Source organism: Microbacterium sp. ZOR0019, assembly GCF_000800925.1.
GTDB classification, from domain to species: domain Bacteria; phylum Actinomycetota; class Actinomycetes; order Actinomycetales; family Microbacteriaceae; genus Microbacterium; species Microbacterium aurugineum.
This window is the reverse complement of record NZ_JRKC01000005.1, coordinates 148,584-166,557: the sequence shown is the minus strand read 5'-3', so window position 1 is coordinate 166,557 and position 17,974 is coordinate 148,584. Positions and strand designations below refer to the sequence as shown.

The following is a 17,974-nucleotide window of genomic DNA, read 5'->3' as shown; positions in this document are numbered from 1 at the left end:
GCGCGGATCAACTCAGAGGACCGGTGACTCCTCCAGCAGGCGCAGGTATCCGGGAGCCGCGACGAAGCGGTGCACGGAGCCGTTGCGCAGGACATCGCCCTCACGGGGGAGCGTGCCGCCGGAGACGTGGTCGATCACCGCGCGGATCACGCCGCCGTGCGCGACGACCAGAACGGACTCCGCCTGCGGAGCTGAACGGCGGCGCGCTTCGCGGTCGATCGCGTGGAGCGCGGCGATGGCGCGCACACCCACCTCGTGCAGCGTCTCCGCACCCGGCACCTCGGCGTGCCAGTCTCCGTAGGTGCGGATGTAGTCCTCGACGAGCAGCCCTTCGCCATCGCCGAATTCACGCTCACGGATGTCCGGGACGACGGCGGCGAGCTCCAGTCCGAGCCTGTCCGCGATGATCTCCGCCGTCTCCCTGGCCCGAAGCAGCGGACTCGAGTACACGGCGTGGTGGGTCGTCCCCGCGAGCTTCTCCGCAGCCCAACGCGCGTCTTCCCGACCGGTCTCGTTCAGCGGGATGTCGGTCGATCCCTGGATGCGCCGTGCGAGGTTCCAGTCGGTCTGGCCATGGCGGACGAGCGTGAGGTAGGTCACGTGAGGAGCTCCTGGAGTGCGGGGAGCACGTCGCTGGTACCTGCGGCGATGGTGAGATCGGCCCAGGTGTCCGCACGCGTCGGCTCCCGGTTGACGATGATGAGGGGGATGCTGCGGCGGCGGGCGCGCTCGACGAGGCGCACCCCTGAGTTGACCACCAGCGACGAGCCGGCGACGATCAGGGCGGAGCTGGAGCGGAGCAGCGACTCGGCGGCGCGGAAGCGGTCCTGCGGCACGTACTCGCCGAAGAAGACCACATCCGGCTTCAGCATCCCGTCGCACACCGTGCACACCGGGACGATGAAGCCGTCCGTGCTCTCGGGGAGGACGTCGCCGTCGGGCGCGAGAGCGATGTTCTCGGGGACGGTGATCCAGGGATTGAGTTCCTCGATCTGCACGGCGATGTCGCGGCGATCGAAGACCTGGCCGCAGTGCAGGCAGAGCACCCGGCGCATCGTGCCGTGCACCTCGATCACGTGGGAGCTTCCGGCACGCAGATGCAGTCCGTCGACGTTCTGGGTGATGATCCCGGACACTTTGCCGGCGGCTTCGAGTCGAGCAAGAGCTGTGTGCCCGGGGTTGGGGGCGGCACTGGCGAAGGCACGCCAGCCCAGATGCCCGCCCACCCAGTAGCGTCGCCGCGCCGCTTCGTCGCCGAGATAGGTCTGGATCGTCATCGGGTCGCTGCGCGTTCGGGCTCCCTCGCCGCGGTAGGCGGGGATGCCCGAGTCGGTGGAGATGCCTGCTCCGGTCAAGAGGGCGATGCGCTTGCCGTGCAGCAGCTCTGCGGCGTAGGCGACGGTGGCCGACAGCTCGGCGGTGTTCGACACGCTCACGGGGACCTCCTCGAGCGAGTCTACGGTGTGGCGTCGACGGGGGATCGCGCGAGACGCCCCGTGCGCGCGTCGAGCGCGGCGGTGGCAGAGTGGGAGTCGTGCAACTGTTCCCGGTGACCGACGTCCACGATCCACGCCTCGACGACTACCGCGGGCTCACGGACACGGCTCTCAGAGCAATGAACGAACCGGCGGGCGGGCTGTACATCGCGGAATCGACGAAGGTCATCGCCCGGGCGATCGCCGCCGGACACCTTCCGCGCTCCGTCCTGGTGCAGGAGCGCCGGGTGGAGGACATCCGTGCGATCGTCGGTGACTTCGACGTGCCGGTGTACGTCGTCCCCGACGAGGTCGCCGAGGCCGTCACCGGCTTCGCCGTGCATCGCGGGACGATCGCGTCGATGCACCGCCCGGAGCTGCCGTCCGTTCGCACCGTGCTGGAAGGGGCGACGCTCGTCCTCATCCTGGAGAACATCGGCGATCACACGAACGTGGGGGCGGCCTTCCGGGCGGCGGCCGGACTGGGCGCCGATGCCGTCCTGGTGTCGCCGGGTGGCGCGGATCCGTTGTACCGGCGGAGCGTCCGAGTCAGCATGGGAACGGTGTTCCAGGTGCCGTGGACACGCATCGTCGACTGGGGCTCCGCGGTCGAGGACCTCCACGCCGCCGGGTTCGACATCGCCGCGCTCGCCTTGCGCGATGATGCCGTGTCGCTCGATGCGTACGCAGCAGCACGGCCGGAGCGCGTCGCACTCGTGATGGGCTCCGAGGGGGACGGTCTCTCCCGGACGGCGCTCGACGCGGCCGATCATATCGTCACGATCCCGATGAGTGGGGGAGTGGACTCGCTGAACGTGGCATCGGCGGCCGCGGTCGCGCTCTGGGCGATGCAGCGCTGAAGCTCAGTCCCTTTCGGGCAGCACGACCGGCGAGGGCTCGGGCCGCTTGGCGGCGATGTTGTCGCCGGATGACTGGTGCCGCAGCCGACGGAGCACCCACGGGACCAGATGCTCCCGCGCCCATCCGAGGTCTTCCGACCGCGCCTCCCGCCAGGTCCGCAGTGGGAAGGGCTCGGGCTGCATGGACTCGAGATCGTTCGGGACGTTGAGGGCGCGCAGCACCATCCGGGCGACTTCGTGGTGGCCGAGTGCGTTGTAGTGGAGGCGGTCGTCGTCGAAGAAGCGCATGTCCTGCACGACCTTGAGCGCCCACTGGTCGGCGACGATGCAGTCGTGGCGCTCGGCGATCGCACGGACGTTCTCGTTGTAGATCGCGACCTTCCCTCGGAAGGCGCGGAACACCGGCGTGAAGCCGGTGTCGATACCGGTGAAGAGCAGCACTGCCGCCCCCGTCGAAGCGAGGCGGGCGACGGCGTCGTCGAGTTGGCTGGCGATCGCGTCCGGATCGGTGCCCGGGCGGATCACGTCGTTGCCGCCGGCGCAGATGGACACGAGGTCCGGGCGCAGCGCCACCGCGGGCTCGATCTGGTCGGCGACGATCTGCGCGATCAGCTTGCCGCGCACCGCGAGGTTCGCATAAGCGAAGTCGTCGACCTGCGCGGCGAGGACTTCGGCGACGCGGTCAGCCCAGCCGCGGTGGCTTCCCGGATGTGCCGGATCGGGGTCGCCGATCCCCTCGGTGAACGAGTCGCCGAGTGCCACGAACCGGCGCCACGGATGCGCCGTCTCGTTGGGTACATAGGGGGTCCGAGTCGAATCCTGGTCGGTCATCCAGCTCTCCTTCGCGAACGTTCCGCGGAGCGGCGGTGGCCGCAGCGCAGTGACAGATCCTACCCCGAGGGACCGACCGATGGGCGGGGCGCGCGCGGGGGAGTGCGGCGGGTGACGCAGTGTCGTCGGCAACGATTATCGTGGAGTCGATGCTCTCTCCGTCCTTTCCTCAGCGTGCCCCATGGGGAACCGCGAGCAAGCTGCGTGCCTGGCAGCAGGAAGCGCTGGACCAGTACTTCCGCGACGACCAACGGGACTTCCTCGTCGCGGCCACACCCGGTGCCGGCAAGACCACCTTCGCCTTGACTCTCGCGGTCGAGCTGATGCGCATGGGCGAGGTCAATCGGATCATCGTCGTCGCGCCGACCGAGCACCTCAAGACGCAGTGGGCGGATGCCGCGTCGCGGGTGCACATCCGCCTCGATCCTCGGTTCCGCAACAGCGACTGGGCACCGGCGCGGCACTATCACGGTGCCGTCGTGACCTACGCACAGGTCGCGGCGAAGTCCTCCGTGCATCGGCATCTGACGGAAGACGCGAAGACCCTCGTGATCCTCGACGAAGTGCATCACGGCGGGGATGCGTTGAGCTGGGGAGACGCCATCCGCGATGCGTACGGCCCCGCGAAGCGGCGTCTGCTGTTGTCGGGGACCCCGTTCCGAAGCGATACGGCACCGATCCCGTTCGTCGAGTACCACCCCGACGAGTCCGGTGCGCGCGTGTCACGCACCGACTACAACTACGGCTACGGGCGGGCGTTGGCGGACGGCGTCGTGCGGCCGGTGCTGTTCCACATGTATGCCGGAAAGATGCGCTGGCGCACGACCACGGGCGACGAGCTCGAGACGCATCTCGGTCAGGACAACACGAAGGATGTGACGTCGCAGGCCTGGCGCACGGCACTCGATCCCGAAGGCGACTGGATGCCCGCGGTGCTGTCCGCGGCGGACCGACGCCTCACCGAGATCCGCCACCACGTTCCCGATGCCGGCGGGCTCGTCCTCGCCACGGATCAGACGGTCGCGCGCGCCTACGCGAAGATCCTCCACAGCATCACACGTCAGCAGCCGACGATCGTGCTCTCCGACGACGCCACGGCCTCCGAACGCATCGAGAAGTTCAGCGCGAGCACGGACCGGTGGATGGTCGCCGTGCGCATGGTCTCGGAAGGCGTCGATGTGCCGCGGCTCGCTGTCGGCGTGTATGCCACCTCCTCCTCGACGCCTCTGTTCTTCGCGCAGGCCATCGGTCGGTTCGTGCGAGCCCGGCGTCGCGGTGAGGCCGCCAGCGTGTTCTTGCCGCAGGTGCCTGTGCTCATGGGCCTGGCGAACGAGATGGACAAACAGCGCGATCACGCGCTCGACCGTCAGTCGAAAGAAGAAGACGGTCTCGATGATTCGTTGCTCGAGAGCGCGAACCGGGAAGAGGAGACCTCTGACGCGCTGACGCAGGAGTTCAGCTATCAGGCGCTCTCCTCGGTCGCCCACTTCGATCGGGTTGTGTTCGAGGGCCAGGAGTTCGGTCAGCTGGCCGAGCCGGGCACGCCGGAGGAAGAGGAGTTCATCGGATTCCCCGGGCTCCTCGAACCCGAGCACGTGCATGAGCTGCTCATGCAGCGACAATCGCGGCAATCCCGGTTGCGGGAGGCTCGGGAGGCCTCCGCGGGCCCTGCCGAGACGACGACGCTGCCCCCGCCGCTTCACCGCACCCTGAAGGAGCAGCGACAGCTGTTGAACAGCCTCGTCGGCCTGTACGCCCGGCAGAAGGGCGAACCGCACGGCGCGGTGCATGCCGAACTCCGGCGGATCTGTGGAGGCCCCGCGGTCGCGCAAGCCACGGTGACGCAGCTGCAGTCGCGCATCGAGGTCCTGCGCAAGCGCGTGCGCTCCTGAGCTGAGCGATCGGTGCGTGTCGGACGCGACCTCGTGCCGGCCGATTCGGATCCCCGAAATGCTGTCAATCCGCGTCTGAGCGAGGTGTCGGCGGGGCGGTCCGGATAGCGTGGAACGGTTGCCCGCGCCCCGGGCACTGCCCGTTCTGGAGGATCCATGACAGCGCCCGCTGCCGACACCCCGACCCCCGCCGACCGTCGGCGCTGGGCCCGCTATCTCGTCGAGGAGCGCGCTGAGGGCTCCGTCTATCAGAAGCTCGCAGCCCGACGCACGGGAGAGGAGCGGGAGATCCTGCTCAGCCTCGCTGACGCGGAACGTCGCCACGAGCAGCACTGGCTCGACCTGCTCGGAGCCGAGCCCGAAAAGCTCCCTCGGGCGGGCGTCAGGTCGAGGATGCTCGGCTGGATGGCCGGTCGGTTCGGATCGATCTTCGTGCTGGCCCTTGCGCAGAACGCCGAAGCGCGTTCGCCGTATGACTCCGAGCAGTATGCGACGCCGGCGATGCGCGCCGACGAGAAGGTCCACTATGAGGTCGTCCGTGGGCTCGCGGCTCGAGGCCGGCGGCGCCTCTCCGGCTCGTTCCGCGCTGCCGTCTTCGGTGCCAACGACGGCCTCGTGAGCAATCTCGCTCTCGTGCTCGGCATCGGTGCGACCGGGGTCAGCTCGGGATTCGTCCTGTTCAGCGGCATCGCCGGCCTCCTCGCCGGCGCCCTGTCGATGGGCGCGGGAGAGTTCGTGTCCGTGCGGTCGCAGCGCGAGTTGCTCGCCGCCACCGCCGCCAACGACGATGCCACGGCGTCCGCGGGAGACCTCGACATCGACGAGAACGAACTGGCGCTCGTCTATCGCGCGCGCGGCATGGAACAGGAGGAGTCGCTGGCTCGCGCTCGGCGTATCGTCACCGCCGCGCAGGCCGGGGTCCGTGGAGCCGCGACCGGTCCGATCAACGCCCAGCGCGCGGACGACCATGAGATCGTCGGCAGCGATTGGACTGCGGCGGTCTCGAGCTTCCTGCTGTTCGCCTCCGGCGCGATCATCCCCGTGCTGCCGTGGATCTTCGGGCTGGAAGGGACCAACGCGATCGTCGTCGCACTGGTGCTGGTCGGCATCGCGCTGCTGAGCACCGGCGCCATGGTCGGGGTGCTCTCGGGCGGACCGCCCTTGCGGCGCGCACTCCGTCAGCTCGCGATCGGCTTCGGAGCGGCAGCGATCACGTATGTGCTCGGCGTGCTCTTCGGCGTCGGGGCAGTCTGACCGATCCGGGCGAGGAGATCGTGATCGTCAGAGCGCCGTCCTCGTCATGGATGATGCCCGGGGTGCGGTCTCCGATGGAGTATCCCGCGATCGGATCGTCGACCAGGTAGCGACCACGATCGAACCGCAACGGGAACGAAGAAGCCCCGGAGCATTACTGGCGAACCAGTCATGCTCCGGGGCTCTCTGTGCGCGGAGGGGGACTTGAACCCCCACGCCCTTACGGGCACTACGACCTCAACGTAGCGCGTCTACCATTCCGCCACCCGCGCAGGTGTTGGATGATCGTTGCCGACCGAAGAATGACATTACCACGTCCTCAGCGGGCACTCGAACCGAACCATACGCCCGGGCGTGGCGCGTGGTTTCGATAGCCTGGAGCCATGACCGATCCGTCTCTTCCGGAGGTCGCGCGCGTCGCGAGCGACCTGATCCGCTTCGACACATCCAACTTCGGCGGAGGGAACGCGAAGGGCGAACGCGAGGCCGCGGAGTACGTCGGGTCCTACCTGGAAGCGTTGGGGCTCGAGGTCGAGTACTACGAACCCGTTGCGCGGCGCACCAACGTGATGGCGCGGGTGCCCGGGCGCGACCGCGACAAGCCTGCACTGGTCGTTCATGGGCACCTCGACGTCGTGCCGGCCATGGCCGAGGACTGGAGTGTCGACCCCTTCGCCGGCATCGTGCAGGACGGCATGCTGTGGGGGCGCGGCGCCGTCGACATGAAGAACATGAACGCGATGATCCTCACCGCAGTCGCCGACATCCTCCGCGCCGGAGAGCGCCCGGAGCGCGATCTGGTGCTGGCCTTCTTCGCTGACGAGGAGAACGGCGGTGTCGAAGGGTCGACGCTCGTCGTGCAGAACCGACCCGAGTGGTTCGCCGGGGCGACGGCGGCGATCAGCGAAGTCGGTGGCTACTCGATCACGGTGGACGACCGTCGGGCGTACCTGCTGCAAGTCGGCGAGAAGGCCCTGATCTGGATCCGTCTGGTCGCGAAGGGGCGCGCGGGACACGGGAGTCGCCTGCACGACGACAACGCGGTCACGAAGCTCGCCGAGGCGGTGGCGGCGATCGGTCGCACCCGGTGGCCGATCCGCCTGACGCCGACCACGACGGCGCTGCTCGAGGGGCTCAGCGCGCTGAGCGGACGCAGCGTGGATGATCCCGATGCGCTCGCGGGGGCCGCCGGGCCTGCCGAGGCGTTCCTGCGTTCCTCGTTCCGGACCACCACGAACCCCACGGTCCTCAGCGCGGGGTACAAGCACAACGTGATTCCCGAGCGCGCGGAGGCGCTCATCGATGTCCGCGTGATCCCCGGGACCGAGGACGACGTGCTCGCCGAGCTTCAGAGCATCGTGGGGGACGACATCGAGATCGAGACGGTCGTGCGAGACATCGGCATGGAGACCCCGTTCGAAGGCGAACTGGTCGAGGCGATGGTCGCGAGCATCGGGCGTCACGACCCGGGCATCCCGGTGATCCCGTACCTCCTCGGTGCGGGCACCGACAACAAGGCGCTGGCCTACCTCGGGATCACGGGGTACGGATTCGCACCGCTGAAGCTCCCCGCCGATCTCGACTTCACAGGGATGTTCCACGGAGTCGATGAACGAGTGCCCGTAGAATCGCTTGTCTTCGGCCAGCGTGTGCTGGCCGATCTGCTGCGCACGTACTGAGCGCCGGCCGCTCCGTGCCGCGATAACACCGAAAGCCCCTCCATGCACCTGTTCGAAGCACTGATCCTGGGCATCGTCCAGGGACTCACCGAGTTCCTCCCGATCTCCTCCAGCGCCCACCTCCGTATCCTCGGAACCTTCCTTCCGTCAGGGGAGGACCCGGGCGCGGCCTTCACCGCCATCACCCAGATCGGCACCGAGGCGGCTGTCGTCGTGTTCTTCTGGCGCGATATCGTCCGCATCATCACGCAGTGGTTCCGATCCCTCGTCGGCAAGGCCCCGCGCAACGATCCGGATGCCCGCATGGGGTGGATGATCATCATCGGCAGCATCCCGATCGTCGTCCTGGGTCTGCTCTTCCAGGACCAGATCGAAACCGTCCTGCGGTCGATGTGGATCGTCGCGATCATGCTCATCGTTTTCGGAATCCTGCTCGGCGTCGCCGACCACGTCGGTGCGAAGCGTCGCAAGCTCAACGATCTGACCTACCCCCACGGCGTCGCCTTCGGATTCGCTCAGGCATTGGCGCTGATCCCCGGGGTCTCCCGCTCGGGTGGCACCATCACCATGGGGCTGTTCCTGGGCTACGAGCGCGCTGCTGCCGCTCGCTATGCGTTCCTCCTGGCGATTCCCGCAGTCTTCGGCAGCGGCTTCTACCAGGTCTTCAAGAGCTGGGACGAGCCGTCGTTCTTCTCGTTCGGGGACACTCTCGCAGCCACCGGCATCGCCTTCGTGGTCGCGCTCGGGGTGATCGCGTTCTTCATGAGCTGGATCTCGAAGCGCAGCTTCCTGCCGTTCGTGATCTACCGGATCCTGCTGGGCACGGTATTGCTCGTGCTGCTCGGGACCGGTGTGATCGCGGCCTGATCCGGCGTCAGCGCTTGCGGTCGCCCGGTCCGTCGTCGCGGCGACGGAGGTAGCGCTCGAAAGCCTGCGCGATCGCGTCACCGGAGGCTTCGGGGGAGTCCCAGGTGTCTCGGGTGCGCTCGAGCTGGCGGATGTACTCGGCCATGTCCTCGTCATCGGCCGCTGCCGCATCGATCGAGGCTTCCCAGGCGGCGGCCTCGGTGCGGAGCGCCTGGCGGTCGACGTCGACGCCCGTGAGCTCCTCCAGCCGATCCAGGAGAGCGAGCGTCACTTTCGGTGAAGGCGTCGCCGAGGCAACGTAGTGGGGAACGCTGGCCCAGAGGCTGGCCGTGGGGATTCCCGCGTTCTCGGCGAAGTGCTCGAACACGGTGAGGATCCCGACCGGTCCCTCATAGAGCGAGCGTTCGAGTCCATGCGCCTCACGGACCTGCTCGTTCTGGCTGGACGCGAAGATCGAGATCGGCCGGGTATGCGGAACATCCGAGAGCATCGCACCGAGGGTGACGAATCCCGTGATGTCGTCGCGCAGAGCGACGTCGATGAACTCCGAGGCGAACGCCTGCCAGGTACGTGCCGGTTCGGCTCCCGTGAGCAGCCAGAATTCCGGGCCGGGCGCGGGGTTCCGTGGGCGCCAGAGCCCGGCTTCCGGCCAGGTGAGCTGGCGGCGGCCCTCGGCATCCATGCGAGTCGACGGTCGCGTGTACTGGTAGTCGAAGTAGAGCTCGGGGTCGACCGAGTGCACGAGGTCGTACTCCGTCGATGTGCGCAGTGCCTCTATCGCAGCGCTGGCGGCTTCACCCGCATCGTTCCAGCCGTCGAAGGCGGCGATGACGATGCGCGGACCGAGAACATCCATCGAGGGCTCCCTTCGAGTTCGCAGATGTGATCCTTCCAGGCTAGTCCGCGACGGCGGGATGCGGGTGGCAGCCCGGCTAGCATGGGTTCGGTGAGCAGAAAGCCCAGCGCAGTCCTGTGGGACATGGACGGAACACTCGTCGACACCGAACCGTATTGGATGGCCGCCGAGACGGCGCTGGTCGAGTCCTTCGGCGGATCATGGAGCCACGAAGACGCATTGCGACTCGTCGGCAGCGGTCTGATCGACAGCGCCGTGATCCTGCAGAACGCGGGTGTGGCGATGCAAGCCGAGGCGATCGTCTCGCACCTGACCGACGTCGTGCAGCAGTCGCTTCGCACCCAGGGTGTCCCGTTCCGGCCTGGCGCGCGCGAGCTGCTCCGTGATCTCCGGGACGCGGGAATCCCCACCGGTCTGGTGACCATGTCACTGCGCCGGATGGCACTGGACGTCGTGGAACTGATCGACTTCGAGGCGTTCGACATCGTCGTCGCCGGTGATGACGTGGAGAACCCGAAACCGCATCCGGAGCCGTATCTGCAGGGGGCGGCACTCCTGGACGTCGACATCGCCGAGGCCATCGTCATCGAAGACTCGCCCACCGGGGTGCGAGCGGGGCTTGCCTCGGGCGCAGTGACGCTGGCGGTGCCGCACATCGTGCCGCTGGACGGACTCGGTGCGCACGATCTGTGGGCGACACTCGCCGGACGTGGCGCCGACGATCTCACCGACCTGTTCGACAGCCACAGCGCCGCGACGGGAGCGATCCGATGACCGATACCGCCGCGCCGCGGCCGAGCGGCCCGTTCCGCGCGGGCGATCGTGTCCAGCTCACGGGACCCAAGGGACGCCTGCACACCGTGACGCTCCGCGAGGACGGAGAGCTCCACACGCATCAGGGTGTTCTGCGCCACCGTGACCTGATCGGGCTTCCGGACGGTTCCGTCGTGGCGAACAGCTCCGGGCACGACTATCTGGCGCTCCGGCCTCTGCTGCGTGACTTCGCGATGTCGATGCCGCGCGGCGCGGCGATCGTGTATCCGAAGGACGCCGCCCAGATCGTCATGCAAGCGGACATCTTCCCTGGGGCGACCGTGGTCGAAGCAGGTGTCGGTTCCGGTGCGCTGTCGCTGTCACTGCTGCGCGCAGTGGGTCCGGCAGGGAAACTGATCTCGTTCGAGCGTCGCGAGGACTTCGCCGATGTCGCGCGCGCGAACGTCGAGACCTTCTTCGGTGAGAACCCGGACGCCTGGCGTGTCGTCGTGGGAGACCTCGTCGAAGCCCTGCCGACCGAGGTGCCGGCGGCATCCGTCGACCGCGTCGTGCTCGACATGCTCGCGCCGTGGGAGTGCATGGACGCCGTCGCCGACGCGCTCACCCCGGGTGGAGTGGTCCTCTGCTACGTGGCGACGGCGACGCAGCTCTCACGAGTCGCGGAGTACATCAGGGGCACCGGGCTCTTCACCGACCCGGACGCGTCGGAGACGATGGTCCGCGGATGGCACGTCGAGGGACTCGCGGTGCGCCCCGACCACCGGATGGTCGCCCACACCGGCTTCCTCCTCACCGCGCGCCGACTCGCCCCGGGAGCGATCGCTCCTTCGGTCAAGCGCCGTGCGTCCAAGAGCAGCTACGGCGACGAGGACGTGGAGGCCTGGACGCCGGGAGCCGTCGGCGACCGCGAGATCAGCGACAAGAATCTGCGCAAGCGCGCGCGGGAGGCGGAGAAGGCGGCAGAGGGGGCACGACTGGCGGCCGCTTCGCGCGATTCCTCGCACCCGACGGAATAGACTGGAACGCGTGCGTAAAACGTCCGCCGTTCTGGCCTCCCTCAGCCTTGCCGTCCTCGCCCTGACCGGCTGCACCGTCGCGTCGCCCGACAGCGGTGCCGCCTGTGATCGTGGCACCGACGACAAGGTCTTGAACATCGCCGACGTGAGCGGCGACCTCGGCTCGGTTCCCGACGTCGACGTCTTCGGCCCGGTCAAGACGGTGGAGACCTCGTTCGCCGACGTCACCGTCGGGGACGGTCTTGCACTCGGATCGGACTTCCAGCCCGTGGTGCTGGATATCGCCTTCTTCGGCGGAGACAGCGGCAAGGCTCTGTACAAGTCCGAGTTCAACGGCGACCCGAGCCGCGTGCACAGCATCGATTACTGGGCTCAGCGTTCCGCGGGTCTTGCAGACGTGCTGGAGTGCGCCACCGGTGGCAGCCGTGTCCTCGCCGTCCTGACTCCGGAGGACTTCGGGGCCCAGAACGTCCAGGCGTTTGGACTCGACGAGGGGGAGAACATCGTCGCGGTCATCGATGTGCTCGATGTCATGCCGTCGAAGGCGTCCGGTGCGTTGCAGTTCAACGACGCGCGCGGCCTTCCCAGCGTCGTGCGGGCTCCCGACGGCACACCCGGCATCATCGTCCCCGACGTTCCGGCGCCGACCGAGATCGTCACGCAGACGCTGATCAAGGGCGATGGTCCGAAGGTCGAGGAGGGCGACATCGTCGTCTCCAATGTCATGGGCGTCGACTGGGATGAGAAGACCGTGACCACGTCCTCGTGGGGCAAGGACGCGAGCGTGAGCGTCGCCGCCGAGCAGATGGTGGGCGCCACCGTCGGTTCGCAGCTCCTCGTCGTGTTCCCCGCAACCGAGAGCGCTCCCGCCACCGCGATCGTCGTCGACATCCTGGGCGCAGTGGCGGCGCCGACGCAGTGATGGCCGCCCGTATCCCCGCGGAGGAGCGCCTGACGAATCTCGTCGTGGCGCTGATGGCCACGGAGATCGGGCTGACGAAGCAGCAGATCCTCGACAACGTCTCCGGCTACCGCCAACGAGCGGAAGCGGGCACGCGTTCCGATGCGCTCGAGAAGATGTTCGAACGCGACAAGGACGAGTTGCGGACGCTCGGCGTACCGATCGAGACGATCGGTGACGCCGCTGATCCGAACGATCTCCGCGAGGCCCGCTACCGTATTCCGCAGGCAGAATACGACCTTCCGAGTGACATCGTGTTCTCTCCGGCGGAACTGGCAGTGCTGCGTCTCGCCGGCAGCGTCTGGAGCGCGGAGTCCGTTTCCGGGGATGCACAGTCCGGCGTGCGCAAGATCCGCGCTCTCGGGATCGACGGTGACGAGCCGATCATCGGCTTCGCCCCACGCATCACGGCGCGTGACGCGGCGTTCGCTCCTCTCCAGGATGCGATCGAGCGCTGTCGTGTCGTCACGTTCGACTACCTGAAGCCCGGCGAGGAGGCGCCGCGGCGACGACGCATTCGTCCGCTCGCCCTCGTCGACTACGAGGCTCGGTGGCATGTGTTCGGGATCGATGTCGATGTCGATGAGGACCGGACGTTCCTGCTGGGGCGGATCGTCGGAGACGTCAAGGTGAGTTCGACGGGCTTCGAGGCGTCTCTGCGGGACGGCGCGGGGGAGAGGGCTCTCGCCGGGCTCGAACGCGTCGCGTCGGGGAACTCGGCATTGCTCGAGGTCACGCCCGGCACCGAAGCCGCGCTCCGCCTCGGACGACGCGCGGTTCCGGCGACGCAGGGGATCCATGTTCCCTTCGTCGATCTGCACATCCTCGCGGATGAGCTGGCGTCCTACGGCCCAGAGGTCCGCGTGGTCGAGCCCGCCCCGCTCCGCGATGCGGTGATCTCCCGGCTCCACGCAGTCGTCGATGCGCATGCTGATGCGGAGGACGCAGGATGAATCCGAAGCCCAAGCCGCTTCTCGCCGCCGAACGGGTCCGGCTCTATCTGACGCTCGTTCCTTATCTCCTCGAACACGGCCAGGTCTCGCTCGCCGAAGCGGCGGAGGAGTTCGGCGTCACGCCGCAGGAGATGCGCGGGATGGTGGAGAAGCTCACCGTCATCGGGCTTCCCGGCGAGTCCGGGTACTGGCAGCAGCCGCAGGAGATGTTCGACATCAACTGGGACCTGCTCGATCTCGAGGACGTCATCGAGATCACGAACGACGTCGCGCTGCGGCGAGTGCCTCGGTTCACCGCTCGTGAAGCCGCGGCCCTGCTCGCAGGCCTCCAGATGGTCGCGGCCGTGCCCGCGGTGTCGGACTCCGGACTCGTCGCGGGGCTCATCTCGAAGTTGTCCCGTGGCGCCGCCGATGCGCCCGCAGATGTCGTCGTCGCGCCGAGCGCGGTCGACGAGGTCCGCGAAGCGGTCGCGCGTGGCCTTCACGACGGTGTCGCGATCTCCTTCACCTACCAGGCCCCTGACGCCGCCCCGACCACACGCACGGTCGACCCGATGCAGATCCTGATCACCAACGGGCAGTGGTACCTGCAGGGGTGGTGCCACCTGCGTCAGGCGATGCGCACGTTCCATCTCGATCGTGTGAGCGCGCCCCAGCTGACGCAGATCCCGATCACCCACGGCGGGGATCACGTACCTGAGGCGTTCGCCGGTCTCGACGACGAGCGCGAGGTCACGGTGCGTGTGCCGGAACGCCTCGCCCCGCTGCTGGCCGGATTCGTCCCCACGGGGGAGCTCGAGGTGGTAGACGGTTTCGTGGCCACGCAACTGCACCTCGCCGACCCGCGCGGGATCAAGCGGCTCGCGGCGCGCTTCGGCGGGGCCATGGAGGTCATCGAACCCGGTGTCGCACGCACGGCCACCAGGGAGTGGGCCGCCTCGGGACTCGCGCTGTATCACCAGCCCGATGCGAAGAATTGATCTGTAGACTGAATCGAACGCTCACCGACGACGGGAATCCTGACATGTTCGCTGGAATGCAAGGCTGGCACCTGCTTATCGTGCTCGCCGTGATCCTCCTTCTGTTCGGTGCCGCCAAGCTGCCGGCGCTCGCGAAGAGCATGGGCCAGTCCGCTCGCGTGTTCAAGGGCGAGATGAAGGCGATGAAGGAAGAAGACGCGACCCGCGCAGATTCGACCGTCGCCGACCCCACCTCGGCCAAGGACTCGGGCGCTGACCCTGAGACTCCGCCTCGCGCCTGACCGGCCGTGGCAGCCATCGAACCGTCCGTGATGCCGAAGGCGGATCGGGATCGACGGATGTCGCTCGGCGCGCATCTCGTCGAACTGCGCAAGCGTCTGATGTACGCGGCGCTGGCACTCGTCGTCGGGATGGTCATCGCGTTCATCGTGGCGGACCCCGTGATCCACTTCATCACGGAACCGATCCGTATCATCACGGAAAAGCGCGGCGATAGCTTCAGCGCCCTGAACTTCGGTACGGTCACGTCCGCGTTCGACATGCGCATGCGTATCGCCTTCTCCATCGGTCTGTTCATCTCGGCGCCTGTGTGGCTCTGGCAGATCTGGGCGTTCATCATGCCCGGGCTGACCCGCAAGGAGATCAAGTACACCGTCGGGTTCGTCGTCGCGGCGGTTCCGCTGTTCTTCGCCGGCTGCTATCTCGGCGTGATGATCATGCCGCACGTGATCGAGCTCATGTGGAGCTTCACCCCGGACGGTGCAACCAACTTCTACTACGCGCAGGAGTACTACGACTTCGTCTTCAAGCTGATGATCGTGATCGGCGTCTCCTTCGTGCTCCCCGTGTTCCTGGTGGCGCTGAATCTGTCCGGCGTCATGTCGGGTCGGGCGATTCTGAAGGGATGGCGTGTGGCCATCCTCATCGCGACCGTGTTCGCGGCCCTGGCGACGCCGGCAGCCGACGTGGTCAGCATGCTGATGCTCGCCGGAATCCTGATCGTCCTGTTCTTCGCCGCCGCCGGACTGTCCCTCATCTTCGATCGGCGCAAGCGGAAGCGTGACGATGCGTCAGGGCTCCTGCCGGACGCGGTATGAGTTCACCTTCCGAGAAGTACGCCCGGGCGCGCCAGGCGGCCGAGCACCCGGAGTCCTCCGCGTTCGCGGCGTTGCAGAAGTTCCAGCTGGATCCCTTCCAGGTGGCGGGGTGCCACGCGCTGGAGAACGGACGCAGCGTGCTCGTCGCCGCACCGACCGGAGCGGGAAAGACGATCGTCGGCGAGTTCGCGATTCACCTCGCGATGCAGACGCCGACCGACAAGGCGTTCTACACGACACCCATGAAGGCCTTGTCGAATCAGAAGTTCCGGGAGCTGGTCGACGTCTACGGTGCCGATCAGGTGGGGCTGCTCACCGGCGACACCAACATCAACGGCAACGCGCGCATCGTGGTGATGACGACCGAAGTCCTGCGCAACATGATCTACGCCGACTCCACGGCGCTCCGGGATCTCCGTTACGTGATCATGGACGAGGTCCACTACCTCGCTGACCGTTTCCGCGGCGCCGTCTGGGAAGAGGTCATCATCCACCTGCCTGCGCAGGTGCGGCTGGTCTCCCTGAGCGCCACGGTCTCGAACGCCGAGGAATTCGGGGACTGGCTCGACACGGTGCGCGGCGACACCGAGGTGATCGTCTCCGAGATCAGGCCGGTGCCGTTGGAGCAGCACGTGCTCGTGCGGGACGACCTGCTTCCCCTGTTCGATGACCGCGCCGGCCTCGCCACGGCCCAGGTCAACCAGGAGTTGATGCGCATCCGCTCATCGACCGCGTCGACGTATGACAACAACCGACAGGCGCAGGCGTATCGGAGCAACCGGCATGCGGGCCGACAGGCGCAGCGCCCTTCCCGAGGAGGTCGCCGTCCCGTCCGTGCCGCGAATGCGCGCCGGATCGAACGGATGGATCGTCCGGACGTCGTGCGCCTTCTGGAGCGCTCGAACCTCCTCCCGGCGATCTTCTTCATCTTCAGTCGCGTGGGGTGCGACGCGGCCGTGCAGCAAGTGCGTCGCTCCGGCGTCCGTCTGACGTCGACGGAGGAGAGAGCCGAGATCCGGGCCATCGTCGAGGACCGCACCCGCACCCTCCAGGACGAAGACCTCGACGTCCTGGGCTACTGGGAGTGGCTGGACAACCTCGAACGCGGTGTCGCCTCTCATCACGCCGGTCTTCTACCCGCCTTCAAGGAGGTCGTGGAAGAGCTGTATCAGCGCAAGCTCGTCAAGGCGGTGTTCGCGACCGAGACCCTGGCTCTCGGCATCAACATGCCGGCTCGTACGGTCGTGCTCGAGAAGATGGAGAAATTCAACGGCGAGGCACGCGTCGCGATCACGTCGGGGGAGTACACACAGCTCACCGGTCGCGCCGGACGCCGTGGCATCGACGTCGAGGGCCACGCCGTCGTGCAGTGGACCGAAGGGATGGATCCCCAGGCCGTCGCTGCCCTCGCGTCCCGACGCACGTACCTCCTGAACTCGAGCTTCCGCCCGACGTACAACATGGCCGTGAATCTGATCGACATGTTCGGCAAACCCCGAGCGCGGCAGATCCTCGAGTCGTCCTTCGCGCAGTTCCAGGCGGATCGTGCGGTCGTCGGCCTCGCTCGGCAGGTGCGCGAAGCCGAGGAGTCGCTCGCCGGTTATCAGAGTGCGATGGCCTGTGAGCACGGGAGCTTCCCGGAGTACGCCGCGATCCGCCGCGAACTGAGCGATCTCGAGAAGAAGAACCGCCAGGACTCCCAGGCGCCGCGAGCGTCACGGGACAAGCGGATGAAGCGCATCCAGACCCTGCGTACGCAGATGCAGCGCCACCCGTGCCACCGTTGTCCCGACCGCGAGGCTCATGCCCGCTGGGCGGAGCGCTATTGGAAGCTCAAGCGCCAGACAGACCGGATCCGACGCCAGATCGAGACTCGCACCGGAACGGTCGCGCGGGTGTTCGACCGCGTCGTCGAGGTCTTGGAGACACTCGACTACGTGACGCATGATGGTGCGGACACGACGCTGACGGATGCCGGACGCACGATGCGCCGCATCTACGGCGAGCGGGATCTGCTGGTGGCCGAGTCCCTGAGACAGGGGCTCTGGGCGGGCTTGGATGCTCCTTCGCTGGCAGCCATGGCCTGCTGCCTCGTGTACGAACCGCGACGCGATGAAGCCAACTCGGGGGAGCGTGGCCTGCCGCGTGGCGCATTCCGCACCGCCTACGAGAAGACCACCACACTCTGGGCTGAGTTGGACGACCTGGAACAGGACCACCATCTTCCCGGCAGTGAGCCTCTCGCCGCCGGTCTGGCGGGCGCCATGCACGCCTGGGCGCGCGGGGGAGCACTGGACCGGGTCCTGATCGACGCCGATATGGCAGCGGGAGACTTCGTGCGCTGGGCCAAGCAGACCATCGATCTGCTGGATCAACTCTCGATCGTCGCGGAGGATGCCGCGCTGGCGCGTACCGCGCGGAGCGCTCTCGACGGAGTCCGCCGCGGCATCGTGGCCTACTCGTCGATGTGAGGGTGGAC

Annotated in this window: 17 protein-coding genes and 1 tRNA gene; 13 read left to right on the top strand and 5 right to left on the bottom strand. The window is 67.6% G+C overall.

Annotation, left to right across the window (positions count from 1 at the left end):
* Positions 1–12: 12 nt before the first annotated feature.
* Together L978_RS01720 and L978_RS01715 are read right to left on the bottom strand one after the other, a co-directional pair.
* A complete protein-coding gene (locus L978_RS01720; RefSeq protein ID WP_047519628.1) occupies positions 13–600 on the bottom strand; it encodes a histidine phosphatase family protein in 588 nt (195 codons plus the stop codon).
* Positions 597–1,436, bottom strand: a complete 840-nt coding sequence (locus L978_RS01715; RefSeq protein ID WP_047519626.1) for a Sir2 family NAD-dependent protein deacetylase — start codon at positions 1,434–1,436, stop codon at positions 597–599. Before L978_RS01715 ends, L978_RS01720 begins: the two co-directional genes overlap by 4 nt.
* A gap of 98 nt (positions 1,437–1,534) precedes the next feature.
* On the opposite strand from L978_RS01715, the gene L978_RS01710 reads away from it, so the two are divergent.
* A complete protein-coding gene (locus L978_RS01710; RefSeq protein ID WP_047519725.1) occupies positions 1,535–2,335 on the top strand; it encodes a TrmH family RNA methyltransferase in 801 nt (266 codons plus the stop codon).
* A gap of 3 nt (positions 2,336–2,338) precedes the next feature.
* On the opposite strand, the gene L978_RS01705 is transcribed toward L978_RS01710, so the two are convergent.
* Complete coding sequence (locus tag L978_RS01705) at positions 2,339–3,166, bottom strand: SGNH/GDSL hydrolase family protein (RefSeq protein ID WP_047519624.1); 828 nt, start codon at positions 3,164–3,166, stop codon at positions 2,339–2,341.
* A gap of 149 nt (positions 3,167–3,315) precedes the next feature.
* Here L978_RS01705 and L978_RS01700 point away from each other — a divergent pair, with 149 nt between their 5' ends.
* Both L978_RS01700 and L978_RS01695 read left to right on the top strand, forming a co-directional pair.
* A complete protein-coding gene (locus L978_RS01700) occupies positions 3,316–5,058 on the top strand; it encodes a DEAD/DEAH box helicase (RefSeq protein ID WP_052193259.1) in 1,743 nt (580 codons plus the stop codon).
* A gap of 156 nt (positions 5,059–5,214) precedes the next feature.
* A complete protein-coding gene (locus L978_RS01695; RefSeq protein WP_047519620.1) occupies positions 5,215–6,312 on the top strand; it encodes a VIT1/CCC1 transporter family protein in 1,098 nt (365 codons plus the stop codon).
* Between the two features lie 189 nt (positions 6,313–6,501).
* Here the strand turns inward: L978_RS01695 and L978_RS01690 are convergent.
* Positions 6,502–6,584: transfer RNA gene (locus L978_RS01690), tRNA-Leu, on the bottom strand.
* A gap of 111 nt (positions 6,585–6,695) precedes the next feature.
* On the opposite strand from L978_RS01690, the gene L978_RS01685 reads away from it, so the two are divergent.
* Both L978_RS01685 and L978_RS01680 read left to right on the top strand, forming a co-directional pair.
* Positions 6,696–7,991, top strand: coding sequence for a M20/M25/M40 family metallo-hydrolase (locus L978_RS01685; RefSeq protein ID WP_047519618.1), 1,296 nt, complete (start codon positions 6,696–6,698; stop codon positions 7,989–7,991).
* A 42-nt stretch (positions 7,992–8,033) separates the two neighbouring features.
* Positions 8,034–8,858, top strand: coding sequence for an undecaprenyl-diphosphate phosphatase (locus tag L978_RS01680; RefSeq protein ID WP_047519616.1), 825 nt, complete (start codon positions 8,034–8,036; stop codon positions 8,856–8,858).
* Between the two features lie 7 nt (positions 8,859–8,865).
* Here L978_RS01680 and L978_RS01675 read toward each other — a convergent pair whose 3' ends face one another.
* Complete coding sequence (locus L978_RS01675; RefSeq protein ID WP_047519614.1) at positions 8,866–9,714, bottom strand: PAC2 family protein; 849 nt, start codon at positions 9,712–9,714, stop codon at positions 8,866–8,868.
* A gap of 90 nt (positions 9,715–9,804) precedes the next feature.
* Here L978_RS01675 and L978_RS01670 point away from each other — a divergent pair, with 90 nt between their 5' ends.
* From L978_RS01670 to L978_RS01635, 8 genes are read left to right on the top strand one after another with little or no spacing between them, the layout of a single operon-like run.
* Positions 9,805–10,488: an HAD family hydrolase gene (locus L978_RS01670; RefSeq protein ID WP_269429709.1), complete on the top strand. Its 684-nt coding sequence runs from the start codon at positions 9,805–9,807 to the stop codon at positions 10,486–10,488.
* The gene (locus tag L978_RS01665) at positions 10,485–11,504 is read left to right on the top strand and encodes a tRNA (adenine-N1)-methyltransferase (RefSeq protein WP_047519611.1); all 1,020 of its coding nucleotides are present in this window, start codon (positions 10,485–10,487) and stop codon (positions 11,502–11,504) included. Before L978_RS01670 ends, L978_RS01665 begins: the two co-directional genes overlap by 4 nt.
* Positions 11,505–11,514: 10 nt before the next feature.
* Complete coding sequence (locus L978_RS01660) at positions 11,515–12,426, top strand: hypothetical protein (RefSeq protein ID WP_047519609.1); 912 nt, start codon at positions 11,515–11,517, stop codon at positions 12,424–12,426.
* A complete protein-coding gene (locus L978_RS01655) occupies positions 12,426–13,418 on the top strand; it encodes a helix-turn-helix transcriptional regulator (RefSeq protein ID WP_047519608.1) in 993 nt (330 codons plus the stop codon). The genes L978_RS01660 and L978_RS01655 overlap by 1 nt, the downstream gene beginning before the upstream one ends.
* Positions 13,415–14,398: a helix-turn-helix transcriptional regulator gene (locus tag L978_RS01650; RefSeq protein WP_047519606.1), complete on the top strand. Its 984-nt coding sequence runs from the start codon at positions 13,415–13,417 to the stop codon at positions 14,396–14,398. Before L978_RS01655 ends, L978_RS01650 begins: the two co-directional genes overlap by 4 nt.
* Positions 14,399–14,442: 44 nt before the next feature.
* Positions 14,443–14,679, top strand: a complete 237-nt coding sequence (tatA, locus tag L978_RS01645) for a twin-arginine translocase TatA/TatE family subunit (RefSeq protein WP_047519604.1) — start codon at positions 14,443–14,445, stop codon at positions 14,677–14,679.
* A 57-nt stretch (positions 14,680–14,736) separates the two neighbouring features.
* Positions 14,737–15,495 carry a twin-arginine translocase subunit TatC gene (gene tatC / locus L978_RS01640; protein WP_047519723.1) on the top strand — a complete coding sequence of 253 codons (759 nt, stop codon included), beginning with the start codon at positions 14,737–14,739 and terminating at the stop codon, positions 15,493–15,495.
* Entirely contained in the window at positions 15,492–17,966 is a 2,475-nt protein-coding gene (locus L978_RS01635; RefSeq protein ID WP_047519602.1) for a DEAD/DEAH box helicase, read from the top strand. The genes tatC and L978_RS01635 overlap by 4 nt, the downstream gene beginning before the upstream one ends.
* The last annotated feature ends 8 nt before the right edge of the window (positions 17,967–17,974 follow it).